This window comes from Trichormus variabilis 0441, assembly GCF_009856605.1.
GTDB classification, from domain to species: Bacteria; Cyanobacteriota; Cyanobacteriia; order Cyanobacteriales; family Nostocaceae; genus Trichormus; species Trichormus variabilis.
The window spans coordinates 3,636,477-3,658,868 of record NZ_CP047242.1 but is presented as its reverse complement, the minus strand read 5'-3'; the positions used below and the strand labels follow the sequence as shown (position 1 = coordinate 3,658,868).

General features: G+C 41.1%; 17 protein-coding genes. 7 read left to right on the top strand and 10 right to left on the bottom strand.

Features of this window, described 5'->3' with window-relative positions:
- Positions 1 to 112: 112 nt before the first annotated feature.
- Positions 113 to 829 (bottom strand): response regulator transcription factor, encoded by a 717-nt coding sequence (locus tag GSQ19_RS14870; protein ID WP_011318715.1) that lies wholly within the window; start codon positions 827 to 829, stop codon positions 113 to 115.
- Between the two features lie 554 nt (positions 830 to 1,383).
- On the opposite strand from GSQ19_RS14870, the gene GSQ19_RS14865 reads away from it, so the two are divergent.
- Together GSQ19_RS14865 and GSQ19_RS14860 are read left to right on the top strand one after the other, a co-directional pair.
- The gene (locus GSQ19_RS14865) at positions 1,384 to 3,684 is read left to right on the top strand and encodes an NACHT domain-containing protein (protein ID WP_011318714.1); all 2,301 of its coding nucleotides are present in this window, start codon (positions 1,384 to 1,386) and stop codon (positions 3,682 to 3,684) included.
- A gap of 90 nt (positions 3,685 to 3,774) precedes the next feature.
- Positions 3,775 to 4,230, top strand: coding sequence for a rhodanese-like domain-containing protein (locus GSQ19_RS14860; RefSeq protein WP_011318713.1), 456 nt, complete (start codon positions 3,775 to 3,777; stop codon positions 4,228 to 4,230).
- A gap of 70 nt (positions 4,231 to 4,300) precedes the next feature.
- Here the strand turns inward: GSQ19_RS14860 and GSQ19_RS14855 are convergent, their stop codons facing one another.
- The 4 genes from GSQ19_RS14855 to trpB all read right to left on the bottom strand — a co-directional run bounded on the left by GSQ19_RS14855 (position 4,301) and on the right by trpB (position 8,249).
- Entirely contained in the window at positions 4,301 to 4,930 is a 630-nt protein-coding gene (locus GSQ19_RS14855; protein ID WP_011318712.1) for a ribonuclease H-like domain-containing protein, read from the bottom strand.
- A gap of 82 nt (positions 4,931 to 5,012) precedes the next feature.
- Complete coding sequence (locus GSQ19_RS14850) at positions 5,013 to 5,564, bottom strand: CAP domain-containing protein (RefSeq protein ID WP_041456159.1); 552 nt, start codon at positions 5,562 to 5,564, stop codon at positions 5,013 to 5,015.
- Between the two features lie 361 nt (positions 5,565 to 5,925).
- A complete protein-coding gene (locus GSQ19_RS14845) occupies positions 5,926 to 6,720 on the bottom strand; it encodes a CAP domain-containing protein (protein WP_011318710.1) in 795 nt (264 codons plus the stop codon).
- A gap of 287 nt (positions 6,721 to 7,007) precedes the next feature.
- A complete protein-coding gene (trpB, locus tag GSQ19_RS14840; RefSeq protein ID WP_011318709.1) occupies positions 7,008 to 8,249 on the bottom strand; it encodes a tryptophan synthase subunit beta in 1,242 nt (413 codons plus the stop codon).
- Between the two features lie 208 nt (positions 8,250 to 8,457).
- Between trpB and GSQ19_RS14835 the strand changes: the two genes are divergently transcribed.
- Together GSQ19_RS14835 and GSQ19_RS14830 are read left to right on the top strand one after the other, a co-directional pair.
- Entirely contained in the window at positions 8,458 to 8,805 is a 348-nt protein-coding gene (locus GSQ19_RS14835; RefSeq protein ID WP_011318708.1) for a translation initiation factor, read from the top strand.
- Between the two features lie 94 nt (positions 8,806 to 8,899).
- Positions 8,900 to 9,058, top strand: coding sequence for a YqaE/Pmp3 family membrane protein (locus GSQ19_RS14830; RefSeq protein WP_011318707.1), 159 nt, complete (start codon positions 8,900 to 8,902; stop codon positions 9,056 to 9,058).
- Between the two features lie 232 nt (positions 9,059 to 9,290).
- Here GSQ19_RS14830 and GSQ19_RS14825 read toward each other — a convergent pair whose 3' ends face one another.
- A complete protein-coding gene (locus GSQ19_RS14825; protein WP_011318706.1) occupies positions 9,291 to 10,076 on the bottom strand; it encodes a fasciclin domain-containing protein in 786 nt (261 codons plus the stop codon).
- Between the two features lie 618 nt (positions 10,077 to 10,694).
- Between GSQ19_RS14825 and GSQ19_RS14820 the strand changes: the two genes are divergently transcribed.
- The 3 genes from GSQ19_RS14820 to GSQ19_RS14810 all read left to right on the top strand — a co-directional run bounded on the left by GSQ19_RS14820 (position 10,695) and on the right by GSQ19_RS14810 (position 14,882).
- Positions 10,695 to 11,486, top strand: coding sequence for a glutathione S-transferase family protein (locus tag GSQ19_RS14820; protein WP_011318705.1), 792 nt, complete (start codon positions 10,695 to 10,697; stop codon positions 11,484 to 11,486).
- A gap of 110 nt (positions 11,487 to 11,596) precedes the next feature.
- Positions 11,597 to 13,336, top strand: a complete 1,740-nt coding sequence (locus GSQ19_RS14815; protein WP_011318704.1) for a helicase HerA domain-containing protein — start codon at positions 11,597 to 11,599, stop codon at positions 13,334 to 13,336.
- A gap of 562 nt (positions 13,337 to 13,898) precedes the next feature.
- Complete coding sequence (locus tag GSQ19_RS14810; protein ID WP_011318703.1) at positions 13,899 to 14,882, top strand: RNA polymerase sigma factor, RpoD/SigA family; 984 nt, start codon at positions 13,899 to 13,901, stop codon at positions 14,880 to 14,882.
- 261 nt (positions 14,883 to 15,143) lie between these two features.
- On the opposite strand, the gene mgtA is transcribed toward GSQ19_RS14810, so the two are convergent.
- The 4 genes from mgtA to GSQ19_RS14785 all read right to left on the bottom strand — a co-directional run bounded on the left by mgtA (position 15,144) and on the right by GSQ19_RS14785 (position 22,317).
- On the bottom strand, positions 15,144 to 17,882 hold the full coding sequence (gene mgtA, locus GSQ19_RS14800; RefSeq protein WP_011318702.1) for a magnesium-translocating P-type ATPase: 2,739 nt from the start codon (positions 17,880 to 17,882) through the stop codon (positions 15,144 to 15,146).
- A gap of 140 nt (positions 17,883 to 18,022) precedes the next feature.
- Entirely contained in the window at positions 18,023 to 18,310 is a 288-nt protein-coding gene (locus tag GSQ19_RS14795) for a DUF5132 domain-containing protein (RefSeq protein WP_011318701.1), read from the bottom strand.
- 216 nt (positions 18,311 to 18,526) lie between these two features.
- Entirely contained in the window at positions 18,527 to 19,345 is an 819-nt protein-coding gene (gene pstB / locus GSQ19_RS14790; protein ID WP_041456156.1) for a phosphate ABC transporter ATP-binding protein PstB, read from the bottom strand.
- Positions 19,346 to 19,572: 227 nt separating this feature from the next.
- Positions 19,573 to 22,317, bottom strand: coding sequence for a cation-translocating P-type ATPase (locus tag GSQ19_RS14785; protein ID WP_011318699.1), 2,745 nt, complete (start codon positions 22,315 to 22,317; stop codon positions 19,573 to 19,575).
- Positions 22,318 to 22,392 lie beyond the last annotated feature (75 nt).

Genomic DNA, 22,392 nt, shown 5'->3' with positions numbered 1-22,392 from the left:
TGCAAGTATCAAAAAAGAAGATGTAAATAAACAGTCAAATTATAAATAGCCACACCCTGATAGAAATGTGTGAGTGAACTTTTTTATTCAGGTAAACTCTTGTTTTCCTGGCTTAAATTGGTGTAGATTCTGGTATTTCAAACTTATAACCGTAACCGCGAACAGTTTTAATAAACTCCGGTATACTGGTATCAGATTCTAACTTTTTACGTAGCTGTCCGATGTGTACATCAACCACCCGTCCATCTCCTACATAGTCACAACCCCAAATTTTTTGAATCAATTGAGGACGGCTCCAAGCTTGACCAGGATGACTAGCTAAGAAATGGAGAATATTAAACTCCAAAGCGGTGAGATTCAGAGGTTTATCGTTCAGAGTTACTTCTCTTCCTTCTGGGTTAATTGCTAGCTGCTTAAAGATCAAGCGTTGTGAAGGAGAAGGTTTAATAGAGCGGATACGTCTTAAAAGAGCTTGGACACGAACTTCAATTTCAGCCAAACTAAATGGCTTAGTAATGAAGTCATCAGCACCAGCCGCCAGGATTTTAATTTTGTCAGCTTCCTCTGTTCTTCCAGTCAAGATCATCACCAAGACGTTATTACGGCTCTGCATTTCTTGACAAAGACTATAGCCACTAGTATCGGGAAGATTCCAATCAAGAATCACCAAGGCTGGGTTGAATTGCTCAAACAATGACAAAGCTGTTTTACCGTCAGCCGCAGACTCTATTTGATATTTGCGACTTAAAAAGCGATATATGAGGTTACGGACTCCAAAATCGTCATCTACAACAAGAATTTTGGGGTTTGTAGCGGAAAGCATCACCATATTATTTCAGCGATTGTTATAGCCTATTGTTTATCTAGCGTTTTGCTGTTTGTTATGCTCCTACACAAGAGACAGCCGTTAAGGTGATTGTGTTATGAGCGCTTCTAGTAAGGAGCGTTGGTTGAAGTCTACCTCTAGTGAATACGTAGACTGACAATATCTGACAGGAATACATTATTTCTGTATTACTTAGCTACACTTAATTTTCCATTAAATTTATGAAAAGTTCAGCCATGATTATGCAAACAAAATGTATGACTTTTGTATAACCTTGGTATGTCTTTCTGCTTACGTGCTAAAATGACGAATCTTCACTGTTGAGAGAAGTTAATAGTTTTCAGTGTGTTTCCCAATTTGTAGAACTTCTCTAAATCAATCTAGTTGGCTTCCAAACAAAGCCACGCAACAATCCCATCCAAAAAATCCGTGATATAGCCTACTCTGATTTAACTCATAAAAAAACTACCTACGGGGAGATATGAGTATTTGTCCGGAGTGTGTCTGCGTGCAGCTACCAAAAAAATCGTATTTAATAACACATTTTAGCTGAGAGTATGACCAGCCAAGGACTGAGAGCTTCGCCTGAAGGTATTAGAGCCGCGAAAACAGCCCTAACCGACAAAACCTTGACTCAACAAAAACTAGCAGCTGCGTTAGGGATTACACGTCAACCAGTCTCCAAGTTTTTCGCGGGAGAGCCAGTATCTCGCAGCTGTTTTGTGCAAATTTGCCAACAACTAGGACTATCATGGCAAAAAGTTGTTGGTTTAGCGGAGGAAGCAATATCAGAGACTACATTACAACCCAAAGGAATTGACCTTGATGTGTTGGTAAGGGAAGTGCGCCAAAAGCGTCAGGAGAAAATTCAAGACCAGTGCTGTACTCTACAAATGTTAGATATTGCTCAGGCAATTCCCTTAAGTGAAATTTACACTCCTGTGAGTATTTTGGAGGAGATAACCAGTCAGCAATGGCGGGAAATTTCTGACCTAATGAACGATTGGTGTCTTGAGTCTAACTTTCAGGGGTTTGGACAAGGAAACCATCAAAGAGCATTAGCAGGGTTAGATGCCATATCGCGCTATTCAAAGTTGATGCTGTTGGGTAAACCTGGGTCTGGTAAGACAACATTTTTACAGTATCTAGCAATGGAATGTAATCATGGTAAATTACGACCCAATCAAGTACCTATTTTTATTAGGTTAAAGGAATTTGCTGAAGATACTCAACGTGAGAGTGAGTTAAATCTTCTACAGTACTTACTTCAAGAATTTAGTTGCAATGGAGTTGAAGAAGAATCAACTTTAGCAGTACTTGCTGGCGGTAAAGCACTAATTTTACTTGATGCTTTAGATGAAGTGCCATTGAGTCATGTAGATAAAGTTATCAGAGAAATCCGCAAGTTTATTCAGACATTTTATAAAAATCAATTTGTAATTACTTGCCGAGTTTCTGCCCAAAAATATAGATTTCAAGGTTTCACTGAGGTAGAAATTGCAGATTTTCAAGAACAACAAAGAGATGTTTTTGTCAGGCAATGGTTTATGGCAGTAGCTCATCTGTCAAGCAAAGAAGGTGAATCAACTTGCAATATATTTACCCAGCAACTAAACTTACCAGAAAATCAGCGTATCCGAGAATTAGCTAATACACCAATTTTATTACATCTTTTGTGTCTAGTATTTAGAGTTAAGATGCAATTTCCCTATAAGCCGGCAAACTTATATGAACAGGCACTGAATATTTTACTGGCTAGATGGGATGAAACTAGAGGTATCAAAAGAGATGATTTCTATGCACATTTAAATTTAGCAAATAAGAAAAAGCTGCTTTGTTACCTTGCTGTCCATACTTTTGTGAAAGGAGATTATTTTTTTACCTCAGATAAAATTCAAAACCTAATATGTGATTATTTATCCAACCAATCAAATACCATTGATTTACAGCAGCACAGTATAGCTGTTCTGCAAGGAATTGAAGCACAAGATGGTTTATTAGTAGAACGGGCTAGGGGGATTGATTCTTTTTCCCATTTGGCATTTCAAGAATATCTCACTGCAAAATATATTGTTGATGATGCTCAAAATTATAATTGGCAGTTATTAATTAACCACATAGGTGAGGAGCGTTGGCATAACTTATTATTTTTAATTGTCAGTATGCTAGACAACCCTGATGAAATACTGCAATTAATGAAAGATAAAATTGATGAACTTGTAGCTGCTGATGAAAAGATTCAAAGTTATTTAGTTTGGCTGCATCAAAAAACTAGTGAAGTGGTTAATTCACAGCAAGTATTTGCTGCTCGTGCCTTTTACATAATTTGTAGTTGCACTTTTACCCATAGTGCCAATGATGTGTTAGCAGGAGATTTATTTAATAATCTATCTTTTAATTCTGAATTAGCTCTGGATCAGTTGCTTTTTAGTACTCTGAACTGTGTGAGTGAGCTAGAACTTGGTTTTGAACAAAATCTGCATCATGCTCATGCTTTTAATTATATCTACGCTCTCAATATTAATTTTGATGAAGCTATTAATGTAGTTAACGATGCTGAATTTAGAGAAGAATTACAAAAGCTAAAAAGAGGATTACCCAGCGCAGAAGGTAACCTTGAAAAAGTAGTATATTGGTGGTATGAAAATGGTAAATTATGGAACCAGCAATTGAGAAGCAAGATAATTAAATATCGTAATATTGGTTATGACTGGCAATTTAATCAGCAACAGGTTCGACTATTACAACAATATTTTGAAGCTAATAAATTACTAAGAGATTGTCTAAGATATGCCTTGGATAGTAGACTAAAACGAAAAATTGAGGATGAATTATTTTTAGTCTACCAAAAGAGATAAATAGACGATATTCATACCACAGCCAGAGAAAATGAGCGGATAAAGTTAGCTAAATTGCTGTTAATTCCATTAGCAGTTAATAGTTAGGTTATGACTAATAATCCATTAGGCCGTATTATTCCTCAGCAACCACCCATTGAACCACAATCTGATGTTCATGCACTCAAATCTCGTTTAGAGTGGGGCGAACCAGCTTTTACAATATTAGATGTAAGCGATCGCTCTACCTATAACAATGGACATATTATGGGTGCGATGGCAATGCCCATTGAGGACTTAGTAGACAGAGCCTCATCGTCCTTAGAAAAAAGCCGTGATATTTATGTTTATGGTGCAGGTGATGAGCAAACCTCCCAAGCAGTAAATCTCCTGCGTTCGGCTGGTTTTAACCACGTCTCTGAACTCAAGGGTGGTTTAGCTGCATGGAAGGCGATTGGTGGCCCTACCGAAGGAATTATTGAGTCCAGAACTCCCGCAGGTGCGGATGACTACAACGTTGTTTCTCGAATGCAAAATCATTTAGAGAATCAGAAGAAGGAAGTTTAGTAGTCATTGGTCATTGGTCATTGGTCATTGGTTTGGACATTTGACTAATGACTAGTGACTAGTGATTAATTTAATGTTCAAACAAATCCTTGAACTGTAATAAATCTAGAGAAACAATTGTTGGTAGGACTTGAAAGCATTGTTGTGCTAGTTCCCAGCGTTCTTCGCGTTTGAGCATGGCGACTAACTTTTGCTGGGCGCTGAGTAAATAGCGGACATCATTGGCGGCGTAACTGAGTTGTGCGTCAGTTAAATTTGCAGCGTTTCCCCAATCCGAACTTTGAGCGCTTTTATCTAGTTCTACTTGTTCCAACTCATACACCAAATCTTTAAGTCCGTGGCGATTGGTGTAAGTGCGGGCTAACTTACTGGCGATTTTGGTGCAGAAAATTGGCTGGACATGAATATCCAGATGGTGACGCAAGGTAGCCACATCAAACCGAGCGAAGTGGAAAACTTTGAGGACGTTTGTTGCTTCTAGGAGTTTTTTGAGATTAGGCGCTGCGGTTTGCCCTCTGGCTATACGGATTGCAGTTACCTTACCCTCTGGGTTGCATAGTTGAATTAAGCACAGGCGATCGCGCTGGGGTAACAATCCCATCGTTTCTGTATCGACAGCGATCGCCTCTGATTGTAAATATTGGTCAACAGCAGCGTCACTAAGGTCGCGATCGCCAACTTGGAAATCTTGTAATGTCATGAATCACTCAATAATATATGCAGTATCTGCCGACGAGTCACCGACACTACACTATTATTGTCTAAAAAACCCACAATTCCATCTATCGAGTACGCAAGAAAATTTGTGTCAGATAAACTTCCCCTTGGGCATTAGTGGCAACGCCAATACCAGTCATATTGAAATTGCCTTTGATATTCTTTAAATGACCAGGACTATCTATCCAACCAATCACAGCTTCGTTTGCTGGATCGTCATATCCCCGATTAAAAGCCACATTTTCGGCAGCACTGTTGTAGCGAAGAGGAATAGCATTCACTCGTTGCTCAAATCCTTGATGGCTAAACGGAACTCTACCTCTAGCCATGTTTCGACTGTGAACTCTTGCTTGCTGAGTGATCCTCGCATTTAAGGTCAACTTTGGTAGTCTTCTAGACATCCGATACCGATTAATCTGCTCAAATACTGATTTTTCCAAAGCAGTAGTTTGAAAGGTTGTAGTAGTAGTGGTAGCAACCTGATGAGAAAAAATCGACAACGGTGAATCACCAGTGGCGTGTTTTGTAGAAGAGTGACCTGGTATTAGAGGAGCCATTAATCCTCCGGCAAGGACAAGCATACTTATAGCGATGCCAAAAGCAGGTTGTCGGGACATGAAGAATTACTTTGTGTACATACTTATAAGACCTATACTCTAACTTCTACTGTCTAAGTTATATAACAGGATACTTTTGCAGTTTAATCAGCCTTAAAATTGGGGACAAATTACTAAAACTGCACACGCATCTAAGCGTCTAACGATTTCGTTCGCCATTTGTAGCATATAAAACCATCTTATGGTTAAAATTCGTCACCTACAAGGGGATGGAGTTTCCCGCCGCTTTGATAAATTTTTCTCAAAAAACGTGAATTCGATGGAACCTCGCCCCATATTACTGTTCGCCCAGTGAAGAAAGAAATGAGGGTAATGAGGCAGTAATGATTTCTGACGCTCATCATCCCCCACCCTCAATGTTCTAAGAACGAATGAAAATTTGGGTGAAATAAACTACACCTTGACCGTTAACAGCAACACCAACCCCAGTCAAGTTGGCATTACCTTTAATATTGGCTAGGTGTCCTGAGCTTTTGAGCCAACTTTGCACTGCGCGTGTTGCTGGGTCTTTATCTTGGTTATAAGCAACGTTTTCACTTGCGGATTTGTTGGGCATATTCAGCGCTTTCACACGCTGATCAAATCCCTGGTGGCTAAAGGGAACTTTACCACTAGCCATATTTTGGCTGTGAGTTCTGGCTTGCTCGTCAATGCTAGCGTTCCGGGTTAATGCTGGTAGGCCCTGGGACTGTCTGTATTGATTAACTTGATCGAAAACTGCCTGTTCTATAGAGGCTGAGTTGCCATTATTTTGCCCACCTGAAGGGCTGGAAGGGTTATTTTGTCCACCTGAAGGGCTGGAAGGGTTATTTTGTCCACCTGAAGGGCTGGAAGGGTTATTTTGTCCACCTGAAGGGCTGGAAGGGTTATTTTGTCCACCTGAAGGGCTGGAAGGATTATTTTGTCCACCTGAAGGGCTGGAAGGATTATTTTGTCCACCTGAGGGATTATAGGGTCTTTGGGGGTAAGATTGCCCAGGATATCTTGCGGGAAGACGATTATATTGTCTCGGAAAACTGTATTGTGCGAGAAGGCGATCGCTGGAAATAGATGAAGACTTGGGTGCAGGAGGTTGAATTTGGAGAGAAACTGCACTCGCTCCACTGGTGAGAGCGAAAGTTCCTAACGCAACGGCGTAAATTGTTGTTTTAAGCATTGGCAATCACAGACGTAGTTGCTGAGAGTAAACTTCCAGTTCATCTAAACAAACCGCCTGGATTTGAACAAATTTGCTGTGGCTCTGTATATCTTTGGTTCTATCCTTATCCCTTTGAATATTCTCTGATAACTTTTAAATTCATAGATTTTCATCAATAAGAAGGCGATCGCACAGATCGCCCTCCCCTATAAGTCTGATTTTTCGCTAAATTTTCCCGAAAAATGCTGCAAAACAGCCTGCGTAAATTTATAAATCTTTAACAAAATATCTATCTTTAGATAGATTTATTGTGGGATTAAAAACTTAGCTACAGTTTGGACATCTTTATCACCGCGTCCAGAGCAGTTGATAATAATGCGGGGGCTACCGTCAAGTTGAGGACAGAGGGTTTCTAAGTAGGCGATCGCATGGGCTGTTTCCAGGGCTGGGATAATTCCTTCCAAGCGGGATAATCGCTGGAACGCAGCCAAAGCTTGCTCATCCGTCACACTGTAATATTCTGCACGACCAACATCCTTCAAATAGCTGTGTTCTGGCCCCACACCAGGGTAATCTAACCCCGCGCTAATCGAGTGCGCTTCAATTACCTGGCCATCCTCATCTTGCAGCAGATAACTCATCGCCCCGTGTAATACACCAACGCGCCCTTTTGTCAAGGTGGCAGCGTGCTTTTCTGTATTGACACCTTCCCCAGCTGCTTCTACTCCAATTAACCTAATGGATGACTCATTCACAAACTCGTAAAATAAGCCCATCGCATTAGACCCGCCACCCACACAAGCCAAGAGAATATCGGGTAAACCACCCCATTTTTCCAAAGCTTGAGCGCGAGTTTCTTGCCCAATGACTGCATGAAAATCCCGTACCATCATTGGGTAAGGATGAGGCCCGGCGACGGAACCCAAAATGTAGTGAGTAGTTTCCACATTCGTCACCCAATCCCGAATTGCCTCAGATGTAGCGTCCTTGAGAGTTCCAGTCCCAGCCTCTACTGGACGAACTTCAGCCCCCATCAGCCGCATTCTAAACACATTCAAAGCTTGGCGTTCCATATCGTGAACACCCATATAAATCACACATTCCAACCCAAACCGAGCGCAAACTGTAGCCGTTGCTACACCATGTTGTCCAGCACCGGTTTCGGCAATAATGCGCTGCTTACCCATGCGCTTGGCTAATAATACTTGACCAAGGGCGTTATTAATTTTATGAGCACCTGTATGATTTAAATCTTCGCGTTTTAAGTAAATTTGCGCTCCTGTACCATCTGGTCGGGCATAATGGGCAGTGAGGCGTTCTGCAAAATACAACGGTGTCGCACGTCCTACGTAGTCCCGTAATAATTGTTGCAGTTCTGCTTGAAAACCAGGGTCATGGCGGTATTTTTGATAAGCTGTTTCTAATTCAGCCAAAGCCGGCATCAAGGTTTCCGGCACATACTTACCGCCAAAGCGTCCAAAGCGTCCTTGGATATCGGGAACCTGAGCATTTGAGGGGGTACTTGGAGAAAGGGGAGTGGTAGTCACGGAATGATTTTTGATGATGGGATAGACTTAATTATTATAGGAAAGTCTGAGGCACAGATAATACAGTGTAGCTTCACAAGAAAGACATTAAACTAGTTCGTAATTGCCAATTCTTAATTTGTAATAGATATATAGCCCAAAAATATACCCCAAAATTCCAAAACAACCGAACACTGACAAATCTAATTTTTCGTATTCAGTAAATTCTATGTCTTCTTCCAATTCCAAATCTTCTGACAAGCGCTTTGTGTATCGTGAATTTGGCAACGATAACTCCGCCGCCTTAGAAAGACCAACTCCCGAACTACCTCCACAACAACAAAATGTCAGAGTGCAGGCTACTCGCGCCGGCCGCAAAGGAAAAACTGTCACTGTGATAACTGGTTTTCAAACTAAACCAGAAGTATTGGCAGATTTAGTAAAACAGTTAAAAACTCAATGTGGTACAGGTGGAACGGTTAAAGATAACGAAATTGAAATTCAAGGTGAACATAAACAGAAAATTTTAGAGATTTTGATTAAGTTAGGCTACAAAGCCAAAATTAGTGGCGGATGACTAGTTTTGTATGTGGTGGTTGGATGGGGGTTTTCATTCTCAAGCCATATGTTTTACGTTTCCTTAATAAGGATTAACTAACAAGGAGGTCAATATGGATTTAATTCGGCTTTTATGTGCTATTTTCTTCCCACCTTTGGGAGTATTTCTACAAGTTGGTATAGGTAAGGATTTTTGGATTAATATACTTTTGACTTTGTTCGGTTATATTCCGGGAATTGTTCACGCAGTTTGGGTAATTGCCAAGAAGTAATTCGTAATTTAACTCTGTTTAATTAGGTTAATGAGGACATTAAATAATAACCCCCCTTCACAGTAACTTTTGAAGGGGGATTTTTTACTATTAGTCCAGCAAACACATTATGATAGGTCATAGATAGCCGACCTTTTAAAAAAGTCGGCTATCAGGAGAATAACCTGTCAAAATTAATTCGGTTGAGTACTAGAGCTTTAATTTTTAGCCAATCATCTTGGCTACCAAAATTCTACAAATCAGCAGGCAAAATTACTGTATCGATCGCATGGATTACGCCATTAGAGGCTTTGATATCTGCTTGTATTACTTTCGCATCGTTGACGCTGACACCTTGCTTATCAACTTTTACATTAATTGTGCCACCTTCGACGCTTTTCACTTCACCAGATTTCAAATCAGTGGATAAAACATTACCAGGAACAACATGGTAAGTTAGCACCTTGAGTAATACTTCTTTATTATCTGGTTGTAATAATGCTTGTAGAGCATCTTGTGGCAATTTAGCAAATGCAGCATCGGTAGGAGCAAAAATTGTTAAGTTATCTTTGCCTTGTAAAGTTTCTGTTAGTCCGGCTGCTTGTAATGCTTTGTTGAGAGTGGTAAAAGAGTTATTTGATTGCACCAACGCTAACAGATTTTTCGAGTCTGTGTTAGTTGTTTCTGCTGCTGGTGGTTGTGTTGTGGGTGTTTCTGTTGTAGGTTGGGTTTCTGGAGGAGTAACTGGAGTGGGTGAAGTACGGCTACCACGGTTATAGGGAGGCTCGTTAAAAATACTTGGTCTAGGATTAGTACGTCCTGTATTTTGTGCTACCTGTTTCTTGCTGTTGTCTTTTGTTATCTGGTTAACATTTGCTTGAATCCGTTGACCCCGATTATAGTGAGCTTCTTGGAAAATAGTAGGATTGGGATTTAATACTTCTCTTGCTCCCGATGGTAAGGTGATTGAGAGGCTAGCGCCTGCTAACGTCACTACACCTACCAAATTGGTCAGCAGTTTGTTTTGATTCACCCTCATAATTTTTGTTTGTTTTAATTTGAATTAGGTTACATAAAGATTTATAACATTTTCCAACCAACAAAATCTAACCACAGAAGTAAGATTTGTATTCAAAAATATGCTGTGTGTGGAAAAATCTGATAACTAATTTGTATTTAACACAGAAATAATATATGGGATTCATCCTGGATTTCTGAAATATGCCTATGGGCATTGTCCATCGTATTACTTTTGTGGTGGGTAATTCCCAGCCCACAGATACTTAAATTTTTCCATAACCAAATAGGATTTATGTATAGCAGTCTGCTTTGATTTTTATTGACGCAGCATGGCTTAATTACACTTTTTGGATTCAGGTAATAGGTAAAGGAAACTATTTAGTTTTTTTTCAGCACAAGCTGAGACTATAGCAGTAAAAACAAAATATAATTACTGTGCAAATGATGATTAAGTGCAAATAGGCGTTCCCAAAATAATATAAAACAAAAATCGATATTTGACAAAAATAAATAGGAAAAAATAGACTTTATCTCCCTGATAAATGAGGTGGGAAATTAATGATTTACACCGGAAATTTACTGAAAGTACAGTTACAATTAGGAAGTTGATTGATTACTCCGTAAAGAGAGATAAATTATGTTAGAATTATACCAATGGGAGTTCTCCCAATACTCAGAAAAAGTACGGCTAATTCTCGATTACAAAGGATTAGAATATCGCAAAATTGAGGTTACCCCAGGAATTGGACAGGTAGAGTTATTCAGGTTAACTGGACAAAAACAAGTGCCAGTCTTGAAAGATGGTAACAGATATATTTCCGACTCAACAGCGATCGCCAAATATTTAGACTTAGAATATCCAGACCGTCCTCTTTTACCAACAGACCCCAAACAAAGAGGTTTAACTTTATTAATAGAAGAATGGGCTGATGAGTCCATCGGTATTAAAGGAAGAAAAGCACTATTTTCAGCTATCAGTCAAGACCAAAGTTTCCGCAAAGCTTTATTACCCACCTCCACACCAGACGTACTCAAAACCTTAGTTGAAGGCGTACCCACAGATTTGCTGACAGTTTTGGGATTTGGTGTTGGTTATAGTCCAGATGTGGTTAAGTCAGCGATCGCAGATTTAAAACAAGACCTAGAAGCACTTACACTATTGTTAGCAGATAGTCCTTATTTAACCGGGGACGAACCCACTTTGGCTGATTTAGCCGTAGCTGGTTTATCAATACTGTTAAAATTCCCAGAGGGTTCTTATTTAGACTTACCCGCCAGTATTGCAGGTAAAGGTGTACCATCATTAGCCGATAACCCTGATTATGCAGCCTTTTTTGCCTGGCGCGATCGCATCTACACCCAATTCCGCAAACCCCTAATTGGTAAACCACCCACCGGTGGCGCGCCTACGTCTATTCAAATTGATTAGGTAGTGGCGAGGGAAGCAGGGGGAGCAGAGGGAGCAGGGGAAGACAACTGACAACTGACAACTGACAACTGACAACTGACAACTGACAACTGACAACTGACTAATGACTAATGACCAATGACAATCCACAACAACCATTAGGTTCAGTAATTCAAGGTTCTCTCACTGAGGGTTTAGAAGTGCGCTTACACCCGGATATTTCCGTTGAGGATATGCGGGTAGGTAAGTTTTTGGTAGTCCAAGGGATGCGATCGCGCTTTTTCTGTATGCTGACAGATGTAGCCTTGGGAACTGCTAACGCGCGCATTATTGCTAGTCCCCCCAGTTGGGAGGACACTTTTTTACGGGACGTTTTAGCCGGGAGTGGGACTTATGGAACGATTAACCTCTCACCAATGCTAATGTTCACCCCTGAATCTAATGAGTCTTTGACAGCAACAGATGGTAAATCTGTAAATCCTTTTGTCCCATCTTCCACAGGTTTGGCTTCTTTTCAACCCCAAACTAGTACGACGATGGAATTACTCCCCGTGAAAACTATCCCCAGTCACTTCAGCCAAGTTTATGAAGCCAGCGTGGATGATTTTCGGCGAGTGTTTGGTTGGGAAGACGACATCCAACGGAAAAACTTTTCCATTGGTAAACCCTTAGATATGGATGTTCCCGTATGTATTGATTTAAATCGGTTTGTCGAACGTAGTAACGGAGTGTTTGGTAAATCGGGTACGGGTAAATCTTTCCTCACCCGCTTACTCTTAGCTGGGGTGATTCGTAAGAATGCGGCGGTTAACTTGATATTTGATATGCACTCCGAATATGGCTGGGAAGCAGTAGCGGAAGGAAAGAATGTCAACACCGTTAAGGGACTCAAGCAACTGTTTCCGGGGAGAGTCGAAGTATATACCCTCGACCCGGAATCAACCAAGCGCCGGGGTGTCAGAGATTCCCAAGAACTTTATTTGAGTTATGAGCAAATCGAAGTCGAAGATATTAAATTATGTAGTCGAGATTTAGGCTTATCGGAAGCAGCCTTAGATAACGCCAACATCTTATATAGTGAATTCGGCAAATCTTGGATTGTCCAACTGCTGAATATGACTAATGAAGAAATTGAGATGTTTTGTGATGAGAAGCGGGGACACAAAGGCTCAATTATGGCGTTACAGCGTAAACTCTTACGCTTAGATGGTCTTAAATATATGCGGGCAGTTTGCCCCCAAAATTATATTAATAAAATTTTACAATCTTTAGAAGCCGGCAAAAATGTCGTTATAGAATTTGGTTCCCAGTCGAATATGCTCTCTTATATGCTGGTGACTAACATGATCACCAGACGGATTCATGAGCATTACGTCCGCAAAGCTGATAAATTCCTACAAAGCAAAAATCCCAGCGATCGCCCAACGCCATTAATGATTACAATAGAAGAAGCGCATCGCTTTCTAGACCCGGCGATCGTTCAAAGTACTATATTCGGCACAATTGCCCGTGAACTGCGTAAATATTTCGTCACCCTTTTGGTAGTTGATCAACGACCTTCAGGCATAGATAATGAAGTTATGTCCCAAATTGGGACACGCATCACCGCCTTACTAAATGACGACAAAGACATTGATGCCATCTTCACCGGCGTATCAGGGGCTGGTGGTCTCAGGTCAGTTTTAGCCAAGCTAGACTCCAAGCAACAAGCTTTAATTTTAGGTCATGCCGTACCTATGCCTGTGGTAGTCCGGACTCGCCCCTATGATTCAACCTTCTATGCGGAAATTGGCGATGCAGCATGGGAAGAAAAACCAGACGCAGAAGTATTCGCAGCAGCTGAACTAGCCAAAGCCGATTTGGGATTCTAGTGTGAGAAGCAGGGGGAGCAGAGCAGCAGAGACAACTGTACAGACGCGATTAATCGCGTCTCTGACAACCGACAACTAACTACGTAAGTAGTAAACCCTTACCCCATACAGTTCGGTTATCTCCCTACTGGCAGGCAACAGAAGAGGGGGTTTTCGCGTCACTATAGGTATAGTTAGCTTTTCTAAGGAACTTAAAAATCTTTTTATAAAAAAAGCAATTTTACACTATAATCCATATCCTTCTTTTGGCTACTTTACTATCCACCTGATTTGTCTTAATATAAAACTAAGTGGAACTCATACTGACTTCGTATTGACCAGTTACTGCCAGTAACTGAAATAGAGAAAGAATTCTGGAAAATTGACCACTGTGCTTGTAAGACATTAAAACATTGTCGGATGGTAGGGGAACCTATCTCAAGGCAGCGCCTTCTAGAAAACGGATACATGAAATTGTTTAAGTTTGGTAGCGCCTTGAGTTCTGTGAGATGCGGACGATGTTTACTAGCTAAATTTGTTACTCAATATTGATTGTGTTTACGGAGTAGAGGACAACGCACCAATGCCTACTGTTAACACCCACACAGAAGACACAAATACCAAATTCACGGCTGATATGGTGCGAACCTATCTGCGCGAAATTGGTCGTGTACCCCTGCTCACCCGTGAGCAAGAGATTGTTTACGGGAAGCAGGTGCAGCAAATGATGTCGCTGATTGACGCTAAAGAGGCTTTAGCGAAAAAATTGGATCGAGAACCGAGTTTACCAGAGTGGGCTGACCACGTTCAAAAGTCTGAAACAGAGGTGAAACAGACTGTAACTCAGGGTAAGCGAGCCAAGCAAAAAATGATTGAAGCGAACCTGCGTTTGGTAGTGGCGATTGCCAAGAAATACCAAAAGCGGAACATGGAGTTCCTAGATTTAATCCAAGAAGGAACTCTAGGACTAGAAAGAGGCGTAGAGAAGTTTGACCCGATGAGGGGTTACAAATTCTCAACCTACGCTTACTGGTGGATTCGCCAAGCGATTACCCGTGCGATCGCTCAACAAGGTCGTACCATCAGGTTACCTATCCATATTACCGAGAAACTAAACAAAATCAAAAAAGTTCAACGCGAACTAGCTCAAACCTTGGGGCGTTCTCCTTCACCGGCAGAAATCGCCAAAGAACTAGAACTAGAACCTGCTCAGATTCGTGAGTATCTGAACATGGCGCGTCAACCAGTTTCTCTCGATGTGAAAGTTGGTGACAACCAGGATACAGAACTGCAAGAAATGCTCGAAGATGAAGGCCCATCACCAGAGTATTACACCACTCAAGAATTCTTGCGCCAAGACTTGAATACTCTCTTGGCAGAACTCACACCCCAACAGCGAGAAGTCGTAGCCTTGCGCTTTGGCTTACTAGACGGTAACGAATTGTCCTTGGCGAAAGTCGGTGAACGATTGAACCTCAGTCGTGAACGCGTCCGCCAATTAGAACATCAAGCACTAGCTCATCTGCGTCGCCGTCGAGCCAATGTCAAAGAATACGTCGCCAGCTAAATTATCAAGACGTAGCACCGCTACGTCTGTACAAATCTCCGCGCCTCCTGAACTCATTCAGGGGGCGATTTTTTTAGGGGTTTACTTCTCTGTGAAACGATCCCGGCTTGAAGCACATTGCCAATCTTACTGATGAATATAGCTCGAATTGGCAAATTTTCCTCAGATCGGACGATTCTTGAATATTGCCAGAAATATGGAATGTCAAACCTCTGAGCGTGGAATCCTGACCCCACTCAAGGCGGTTGCTGGAGGTGTTGTTTAGTTGTAGCCGTATTTTTTCACAAACCAGGTTTTTACTAACTGTGTCAATACACAGTAACTAGATAAAATCAACCCTAACCAGAGAAAATAGCTGGCGGGTAAAGGCACAAATCCTAAACCGGATGCAATCGGAGAGAAAGGAATATAAATTCCCAGTGTCATAATTGTCACGGTCACTAGTAGCGTAGGCAACGCTGCTGTACTTTGAATGAGGGGAATTTTCGCAGTACGGATAATGTGAACAATGAGGGTTTGGGTTAATAAACTTTCGACAAACCAACCTGTTTGAAATAGTGCTTGTTTTTCTACCGAGTTAGCACCAAAGACAAACCACATTAAAGCAAATGTCCCATAGTCAAAAATCGAACTCATGGGGCCGATGTAGAGCATAAACTTCTGGATATCATTAATCTGCCATTTACGCGGTTTAGTTAGGTATTCTGGATCTACATGATCGAAGGGAATGCCAGTTTGGGAAAAATCGTAGAGTAGATTATTTAAAAGTATTTGTACTGGATTCATTGGTAAAAATGGTAGCAAGGCACTTGCTCCCAACATACTGAACATATTGCCAAAGTTGGAACTTGTACCCATTTTGATATATTTAACAATATTGCCGAAGGTCTTGCGCCCTTCATTTACACCTGCTTCCAGTACCAACAAGCTTTTTTCTAACAGGATAATATCTGCTGACTCTTTGGCAATATCTACGGCTGTGTCCACAGAGATACCAACATCAGCTTCTCGTAAAGCTGCTGCATCATTAATTCCATCCCCCAAAAAGCCGACTATGTGATTTTTACGGCGTAAAACTTGAATGATTCTAGCTTTTTGTAGGGGAGATAGTTTGGCAAAAATAGTTGTTGTGACTGCTATTTCTGCTAATTCCTCATCAGATAATTTTTCAACTTCGTTACCCAAGAGTGTGTGGTGAACGTATAAACCCACATCTTTACAGGTTTTGCGAGTAATAATTTCATTATCACCTGTTAAGATTTTTACTTGGATGCCATTGCGATTCAGGGCGTTAATTGCTTGGGCTGCTGATTCTTTAGGAGGGTCGAGAAAAGCAATGAACCCTAGTAGAATCAGATTAGACTCATCGACAACTGAGTATGTGAGTTGGTCGGGTGGTAGTTCTTTATAAGCAACAGCAATCACCCGTAAACCATCTTCATTTAAATCCTTGTCTAATTGCAGCGTTTGGGTGTGGGCTGATTCATCCATCGGTACAATCTGTTCATTACCTTGGACTTGGGTACAAACTTGCAGAATTTCTTCGACTGCGCCTTTGCAAATTAATATATGCTTGTGATGAGTTTCTTCTACTACTACCGACATCCGACGGCGGATAAAATCAAAAGGAATTTCATCAATTTTGCGGAAATCTTTTTCAACTTTCAGAGATTCGTGTAACTCGATGTGTTCGAGTACAGCTACATCTAGTAAGTTTTTTAACCCTGTTTGATAAAAGCTATTGAGATAGGCATACTCTAAAACTTCGTCATTTTCTTCACCATAAACATCCAGGTGCATTTCCAAAATAATTTTATCTTGGGTGAGAGTACCTGTTTTATCGGTACAAAGAATATCCATTGCACCAAGGCTTTGGATGGAGTCGATATTTTTGACGATCACTTTTTTCTCAGACATAGCGATCGCACCTCTACCCAAATTAGCCGTTACAATCATCGGTAGCATCTCTGGCGTTAACCCTACAGCTACAGATAACGCAAAAAAGAAAGCCTCTGTCCAATTACCTTTAATTAAGCCATTGATGAAAAATACTAAAGGTGCAATGACCAGCATAAACCGCAATAGCAAGAAGCTAATGCCATTTACTCCTTTGTCAAAACTAGAGAGTGTTTTCTGACCGACCAGAGTTTGAGCTAATGCACCTAAGTAAGTATTGCTACCAGTTTGTACCACTACTGCCGTACCTGTACCGCTAACAATGTTAGTACCCATAAAACAAATGTTCACTAATTCTAGTGGGTTTTCGCTTTGGGTTTGACCTGCGGGTAAAGTAGGATGTTTTTCTACGGGTAGAGATTCTCCTGTTAACGCACCCTGACTGATAAATAAATCTTTAGCAGTAATTAATCTCACATCTGCGGGAATCATATCTCCGGCTGAGAGGTAAATAATATCTCCTGGGACTAAAAACTTGATGGAAATTTCTTTTCTTTCTGCTTCATGGGGATGGAGAGTAATACCATATTCTTGAAGCATTTCTGGGGGAATATCTTGACGCTGATCTTTGCGGCTAACAGTTGCAGTTGTTTTGACCATTTCTCGGAGTTTTTCGGCGGCTAGACTAGAACGAAACTCTTGAGAAAAACGTAGCAACACACTAAAGACAACCATGATGAAAATAATCACGGCGGCTTTGATATCACCTGTCATCAAGGAGACGATTGCCAAAGATATCAAGAGAATAACTAAAGGATTTTGAAAAGTTTTAAATATCTGAATATACCATTTTGGTGGTCTCTCACGGGCAATTTCATTTAATCCGTATTTTTCTAAATGAATTTCCGATTCAATTTCACTTAAACCTTCAATGGATGTATTGAGCGATCGCAGTAATATTTCTAAATCTTTTGTAGAAATATCAAGAAGTTTTGCTGATAATTTTGTAGAAATATCAGATTCTACTTTTGGCTTTTTATTTCTATGTAACACCCGTCTCAGCAATATTTGAAAATCACCATAATTGAGCCAATTGTGTCTCATATACTCTAGATACTTTAAAAAATTTTAAATACTAAAAAAGATGGATATTTCACCCATCTTGCAAAAAAAATTGCATTTTTATACCTGTACACTACAACATTCAACCACTAGCATAGATTTCCTTAGAGTTGATAGTGTACTTATTTAGTAGATGGTTCAATTGTCTCCATGTGAGCTTCAGATTGTTGTTCAGCGAGTTCAGCCTTGGCTTCAGCCATAGTATCCTCAAAAGTTTCACCAACTTCGGCAATTACTCCTTTACCCTTTTCATAGAGGAGAATTCCGCCTTTTATGGCTGTTTTAGCTATTGGTTTACCAACACCCGTTACTACTGGAACGATAACTGGCAGAAGCACTATCGCGGCAATACCCGGAACGCCAAGGTCTTCTACTAAATTTTCAACATCTGGTAAAATTTTAGGTGACATAACATCATTGTCTCCTGAATGTTTACACCTTTATTGTATCAATAAAAAATAGATAATTTCCTCATAGTATTTTTTTGTAAAAACTCTTATTTCATTAATTGTTTTGCTGATTTACCTGTAAAATGATGCAGCTTATTTATCGAATCATTCCAATAAAAAATTAGAATAATCTACCCATAAATAGATGAAATTATACCATTGAAAAATATTTAAAATTCAACCGAAATAACCATTCACATATTGCCGAGTAATTTCTCTTGTTGGATTTTGAAAAATTACAGGTGTGTGATCATATTCGACTAATTCACCAGTACGGCTTCCTTCTATCATTTCAGTATTGAAAAATGCAGTCATATCAGAGATTCGTGAAGCCTGTTGCATATTATGGGTAACAATCACAATAGTATGTTGTTGCTTAATTTCTTTTATTAATGCTTCAATTTGCTTGGTTGATGTTGGATCAAGAGCAGAGCAAGGTTCATCCATAAGAATTATCTCTGGTTGTACAGCCAGCATTCGCGCGATACACAACCTTTGTTGCTGACCACCAGAAAGAGATAGAGCATTTTCTTTAAGTTTATTCTTGACCTCATCCCAAAGGATAGCCTGACGTAATGAATGCTCAACGATTTCATCTATATCTCCTCGATATCCCTGAATGCGGAGACCAAAGGCAACATTATTATAGATAGATTTTGGAAAGGGATTTGGCTTTTGGAAGACCATCCCAATGTTGCGGCGTAGAACTACGGCATCTTCTAGAGGATGATAAATATTGCGTCCTTTAAAAATAATTTGCCCTTGTAAGCGAGTTTGGGGAATAAGATCATTGAGACGATTAAAACACCGGAGTAATGTGCTTTTACCACAGCCAGAAGGTCCAATTAAAGTTGTAATTAGGTTTTTGTAGATAGGAAGGTAAACATTACGTAAGGCCAAAAATCTATCATAATAAAATGCCTCTACCTTTGCATGTAAAATAACTTCGCTATCTGCTCTAGAAGGATTTACAGATGGCAAAGAAAAGGCTGACATAGTTTCTACTCTTGCTCTAAGAGGAACTGAGTTTTTTGTGAAAATTGTCATATCTCACTTTCAATCTTTTTATAATCAGAGATGAAAATACACTGGCTTTGGGCATAAATGAGTTATGTGTCTTTTGGATTAGATCCTGGTGAATAGAATTCATAAAGAGGCGAACATCTGTACGCCCCTAGAAATAGGCTATATTTTACCCAACTGCAAACCGCTATGATGGTTGTTTAAAAATGCCTGCGGCGCATCAGCCATTTTTTCAGTTCCACACCCCAGAAGACCAGGGTACTTAGAATCAAACTAACACCCAAATCTAATGGTGATAGGGCTACTGTTGCAAAAATGTTCTGTAAAACAGGGAGATATATGACAGCCAGTTGCAAAACCAGCGTGAGGATTACTGCTGCCAAAATTGGCTTGTTGGATAGCAACCCAATTTGCCAAAGAGAGTCTCGTTCTGAGCGAATGGCCAAGGCGTTACCCATCTGAGATAGGGTGACAGTAGTAAACAAAATTGTTTGCCAGCCTGGATTGCTACTACGCCAATACAAATATCCTGTGACTAGGGAGACAAAAGACATTAGTAAACCTATCCAGATAATATCTCTGCCCATGCCTCGTCCAAAAATATTTTCATGGGGGGGATGAGGAGGGCGATTCATGGTGTCTCTTTCCGCAGGTTCTACGCCTAAAGCTAGGGCTGGTAAACCGTCGGTAGTTATATTGATCCAGAGAATTTGGAGTGGTAACAATGGTAGTGGCATTCCCAAAAAAGGAGCTAGGAGCATCACGCAGAGTTCGCCAACATTGCTACTTAAGATGTACTTAATAAACTTGCGGATATTGTCGTAAATTATTCGCCCTTCTTTGACAGCAGCAACGATGGTGGCGAAGTTGTCGTCTAGCAACACCATATCGGCTGCTTCTCTGGCGACATCAGTACCGTTAATGCCCATTGCTATGCCAATATCAGCTTTTTTCAAAGCAGGTGCATCGTTAGCTCCATCGCCAGTCATGGCGACGATATGCCGCCGTCTTTGGAGAAACTGCACAATATTAAACTTATGTTCTGGGGAAATCCTGGCGTAAACTGATACTTCTTCGACGAGATTTCCCAACGCCTCTGGGGATAGGTGGGAGAGATCATTACTGGTGAGAATAAAATCGCCTGTAGCAATCCCCACCTCTTGAGCAATATATTGAGCTGTCAGGGGGTGATCTCCCGTAATCATTACCGGACGGATACCAGCCTGCTTGCAAAGTAGTACGGCATCCCTAACTTCTGGTCTTGCTGGATCATTCATCCCCACCAAACCAATAAATATCAAGTCCTGTTCTATCTCAGCAATATCAAGTGATTGCCACAACCGAAAAGATAATCCCAAAACCCGTAAACCATTTTGTGTCAGCTGGTGATAAGCAGTTAAAATCTGTTCGCGTCGAACTTCATTGAGTTCTTCAGCACATCCATCCACCCAAACTTGGCTAGAAACATCCAGCAGACTCTTGATTCGGCCTTTGGTGAAAGCAATATAAGGAGCAGTTTCCCCGATCTCCCTATGCCAATGCCAAACTGTCTCCAATGCACAGGAAATTTCCGCTAACGCCGTCGGCAATTGATGGATTGTGGTCATGCGCTGACGCTCAAAGTCAGATAACAGTTCACCTACACGGGGCATGGTCTGTTCTAGTTCACCTTTCCAGAGTCCCTGGTGTGCAGCAGCCATCACTAAAGCATTCTCTATGGGGTCGCCGACGGCACGAAAGTAACGCGGTTCTTCCCAGTCTGGCTCTAATCTGGCGTTATTGCACAGAGTAGCACCAGCTAATAATAAAGCTAGGGCAGGTGGTTGACTGAGTAAGAATGGGCTGGCTTGACTAGGATCTACAACAGGTGATGCCCAACGCATATGGGCAGCTAAATCTAAGCGACGACCTGCTACATCTAAAACAGTCACTACCATGCGGTTCTCAGTCAGAGTACCTGTTTTGCCAGAGCAAATGGTAGTCACAGATCCTAGCGTCTCTACGGCGGGTAGATTGCGAATCAACGCCCGGCGTTTGAGCATCTGTTGCGCTCCCAATGCCAAGGCAATGCTGACCACTGCGGGTAATCCTTCCGGTAAAGCCGCAACTACTAAGGTGATGGCGGTAAGAAACATTAACTTGATCTCTTCACCCCGTAACAATCCCAAAGCCAAGATGATTCCTACCAAAGCGAAAGAGGCGATCGCTAACCACCTTCCCAGCACATCCAGACGTTTTTGTAAAGGAGTTAGTTCTGGTTCTACTGTTTGAATCATGTTGGTAATGTGTCCCAACTCAGTCTGCATACCCGTTTCAGTAACTACCGCCTCACCCCGACCGTAGGTAACAATGGTCTGCATATAAACCATATTGTGGCGATCGCCCAGCATTACCTCTGAGTTTGTCAATCTCTGGATATTTTTATCTACTGGTTCGGCTGCTCCTGTCAGAGCAGCTTCTTGAGTCCGCAAACCGGAAATAGAAAGTAGTCGGCAGTCGGCTGGGACAATATCCTCTGCTTCTATTAGCACAATATCCCCTGGTACAAGACGACGGGCGGAGATTTCCTGTACACGCCCATCACGGCGGACTTTGACATTTGGTGCTGAAAGCTGTTTGAGATTGGCGATCGCTTTTTGCGCTCTGTATTCTTGGCTAAAACCTAAAAAAGTAATCAGCAAAATAATGGCAATAATGCCTAAGCCATCCTTATAGTCACCCAAAAGAGCCGAAATCACCGCAGCCGCAATCAAAATAATTACCAGTGTTTCGCTGAGTTGTTCCCAAAGAATTTGCCAAGATTGTTTCAGTCCTGGCTCAATCAATTCATTGAAACCATATTTTTCTAAACGATGACTAGCTTCTGGCGTACTCAACCCCCAGGAAGCTTCACTACCCAGCCTGTGCAGCACTTCGGCGACATCAAGTTGATACCAATTGCTCATCTGATCAAGACTTTACCCTACTAAGAGGCTATTCATTAAAGTAAATCTAAAAGCGAAGAGAGAGGAGCTATGTAA

Bases quoted from the DNA above. Each gene is read 5' to 3' on its own strand.
- GSQ19_RS14855 (WP_011318712.1), bottom strand. From the start codon at position 4,930: ATGACATTACAAGATTTCCAAGTTGGCGATCGCGACCTTAGTGACGCT.
- GSQ19_RS14810 (WP_011318703.1), top strand. From the start codon at position 13,899: ATGCCTACTGTTAACACCCACACAGAAGACACAAATACCAAATTCACG.
- GSQ19_RS14835 (WP_011318708.1), top strand. From the start codon at position 8,458: ATGTCTTCTTCCAATTCCAAATCTTCTGACAAGCGCTTTGTGTATCGT.
- mgtA (WP_011318702.1), bottom strand. From the start codon at position 17,882: ATGAGACACAATTGGCTCAATTATGGTGATTTTCAAATATTGCTGAGA.
- GSQ19_RS14795 (WP_011318701.1), bottom strand. From the start codon at position 18,310: ATGTCACCTAAAATTTTACCAGATGTTGAAAATTTAGTAGAAGACCTT.
- GSQ19_RS14865 (WP_011318714.1), top strand. From the start codon at position 1,384: ATGACCAGCCAAGGACTGAGAGCTTCGCCTGAAGGTATTAGAGCCGCG.
- GSQ19_RS14860 (WP_011318713.1), top strand. From the start codon at position 3,775: ATGACTAATAATCCATTAGGCCGTATTATTCCTCAGCAACCACCCATT.
- GSQ19_RS14785 (WP_011318699.1), bottom strand. From the start codon at position 22,317: ATGAGCAATTGGTATCAACTTGATGTCGCCGAAGTGCTGCACAGGCTG.
- GSQ19_RS14820 (WP_011318705.1), top strand. From the start codon at position 10,695: ATGTTAGAATTATACCAATGGGAGTTCTCCCAATACTCAGAAAAAGTA.
- pstB (WP_041456156.1), bottom strand. From the start codon at position 19,345: ATGTCAGCCTTTTCTTTGCCATCTGTAAATCCTTCTAGAGCAGATAGC.
- GSQ19_RS14815 (WP_011318704.1), top strand. From the start codon at position 11,597: ATGACCAATGACAATCCACAACAACCATTAGGTTCAGTAATTCAAGGT.
- GSQ19_RS14870 (WP_011318715.1), bottom strand. From the start codon at position 829: ATGGTGATGCTTTCCGCTACAAACCCCAAAATTCTTGTTGTAGATGAC.
- GSQ19_RS14845 (WP_011318710.1), bottom strand. From the start codon at position 6,720: ATGCTTAAAACAACAATTTACGCCGTTGCGTTAGGAACTTTCGCTCTC.
- GSQ19_RS14830 (WP_011318707.1), top strand. From the start codon at position 8,900: ATGGATTTAATTCGGCTTTTATGTGCTATTTTCTTCCCACCTTTGGGA.
- GSQ19_RS14825 (WP_011318706.1), bottom strand. From the start codon at position 10,076: ATGAGGGTGAATCAAAACAAACTGCTGACCAATTTGGTAGGTGTAGTG.
- GSQ19_RS14850 (WP_041456159.1), bottom strand. From the start codon at position 5,564: ATGTCCCGACAACCTGCTTTTGGCATCGCTATAAGTATGCTTGTCCTT.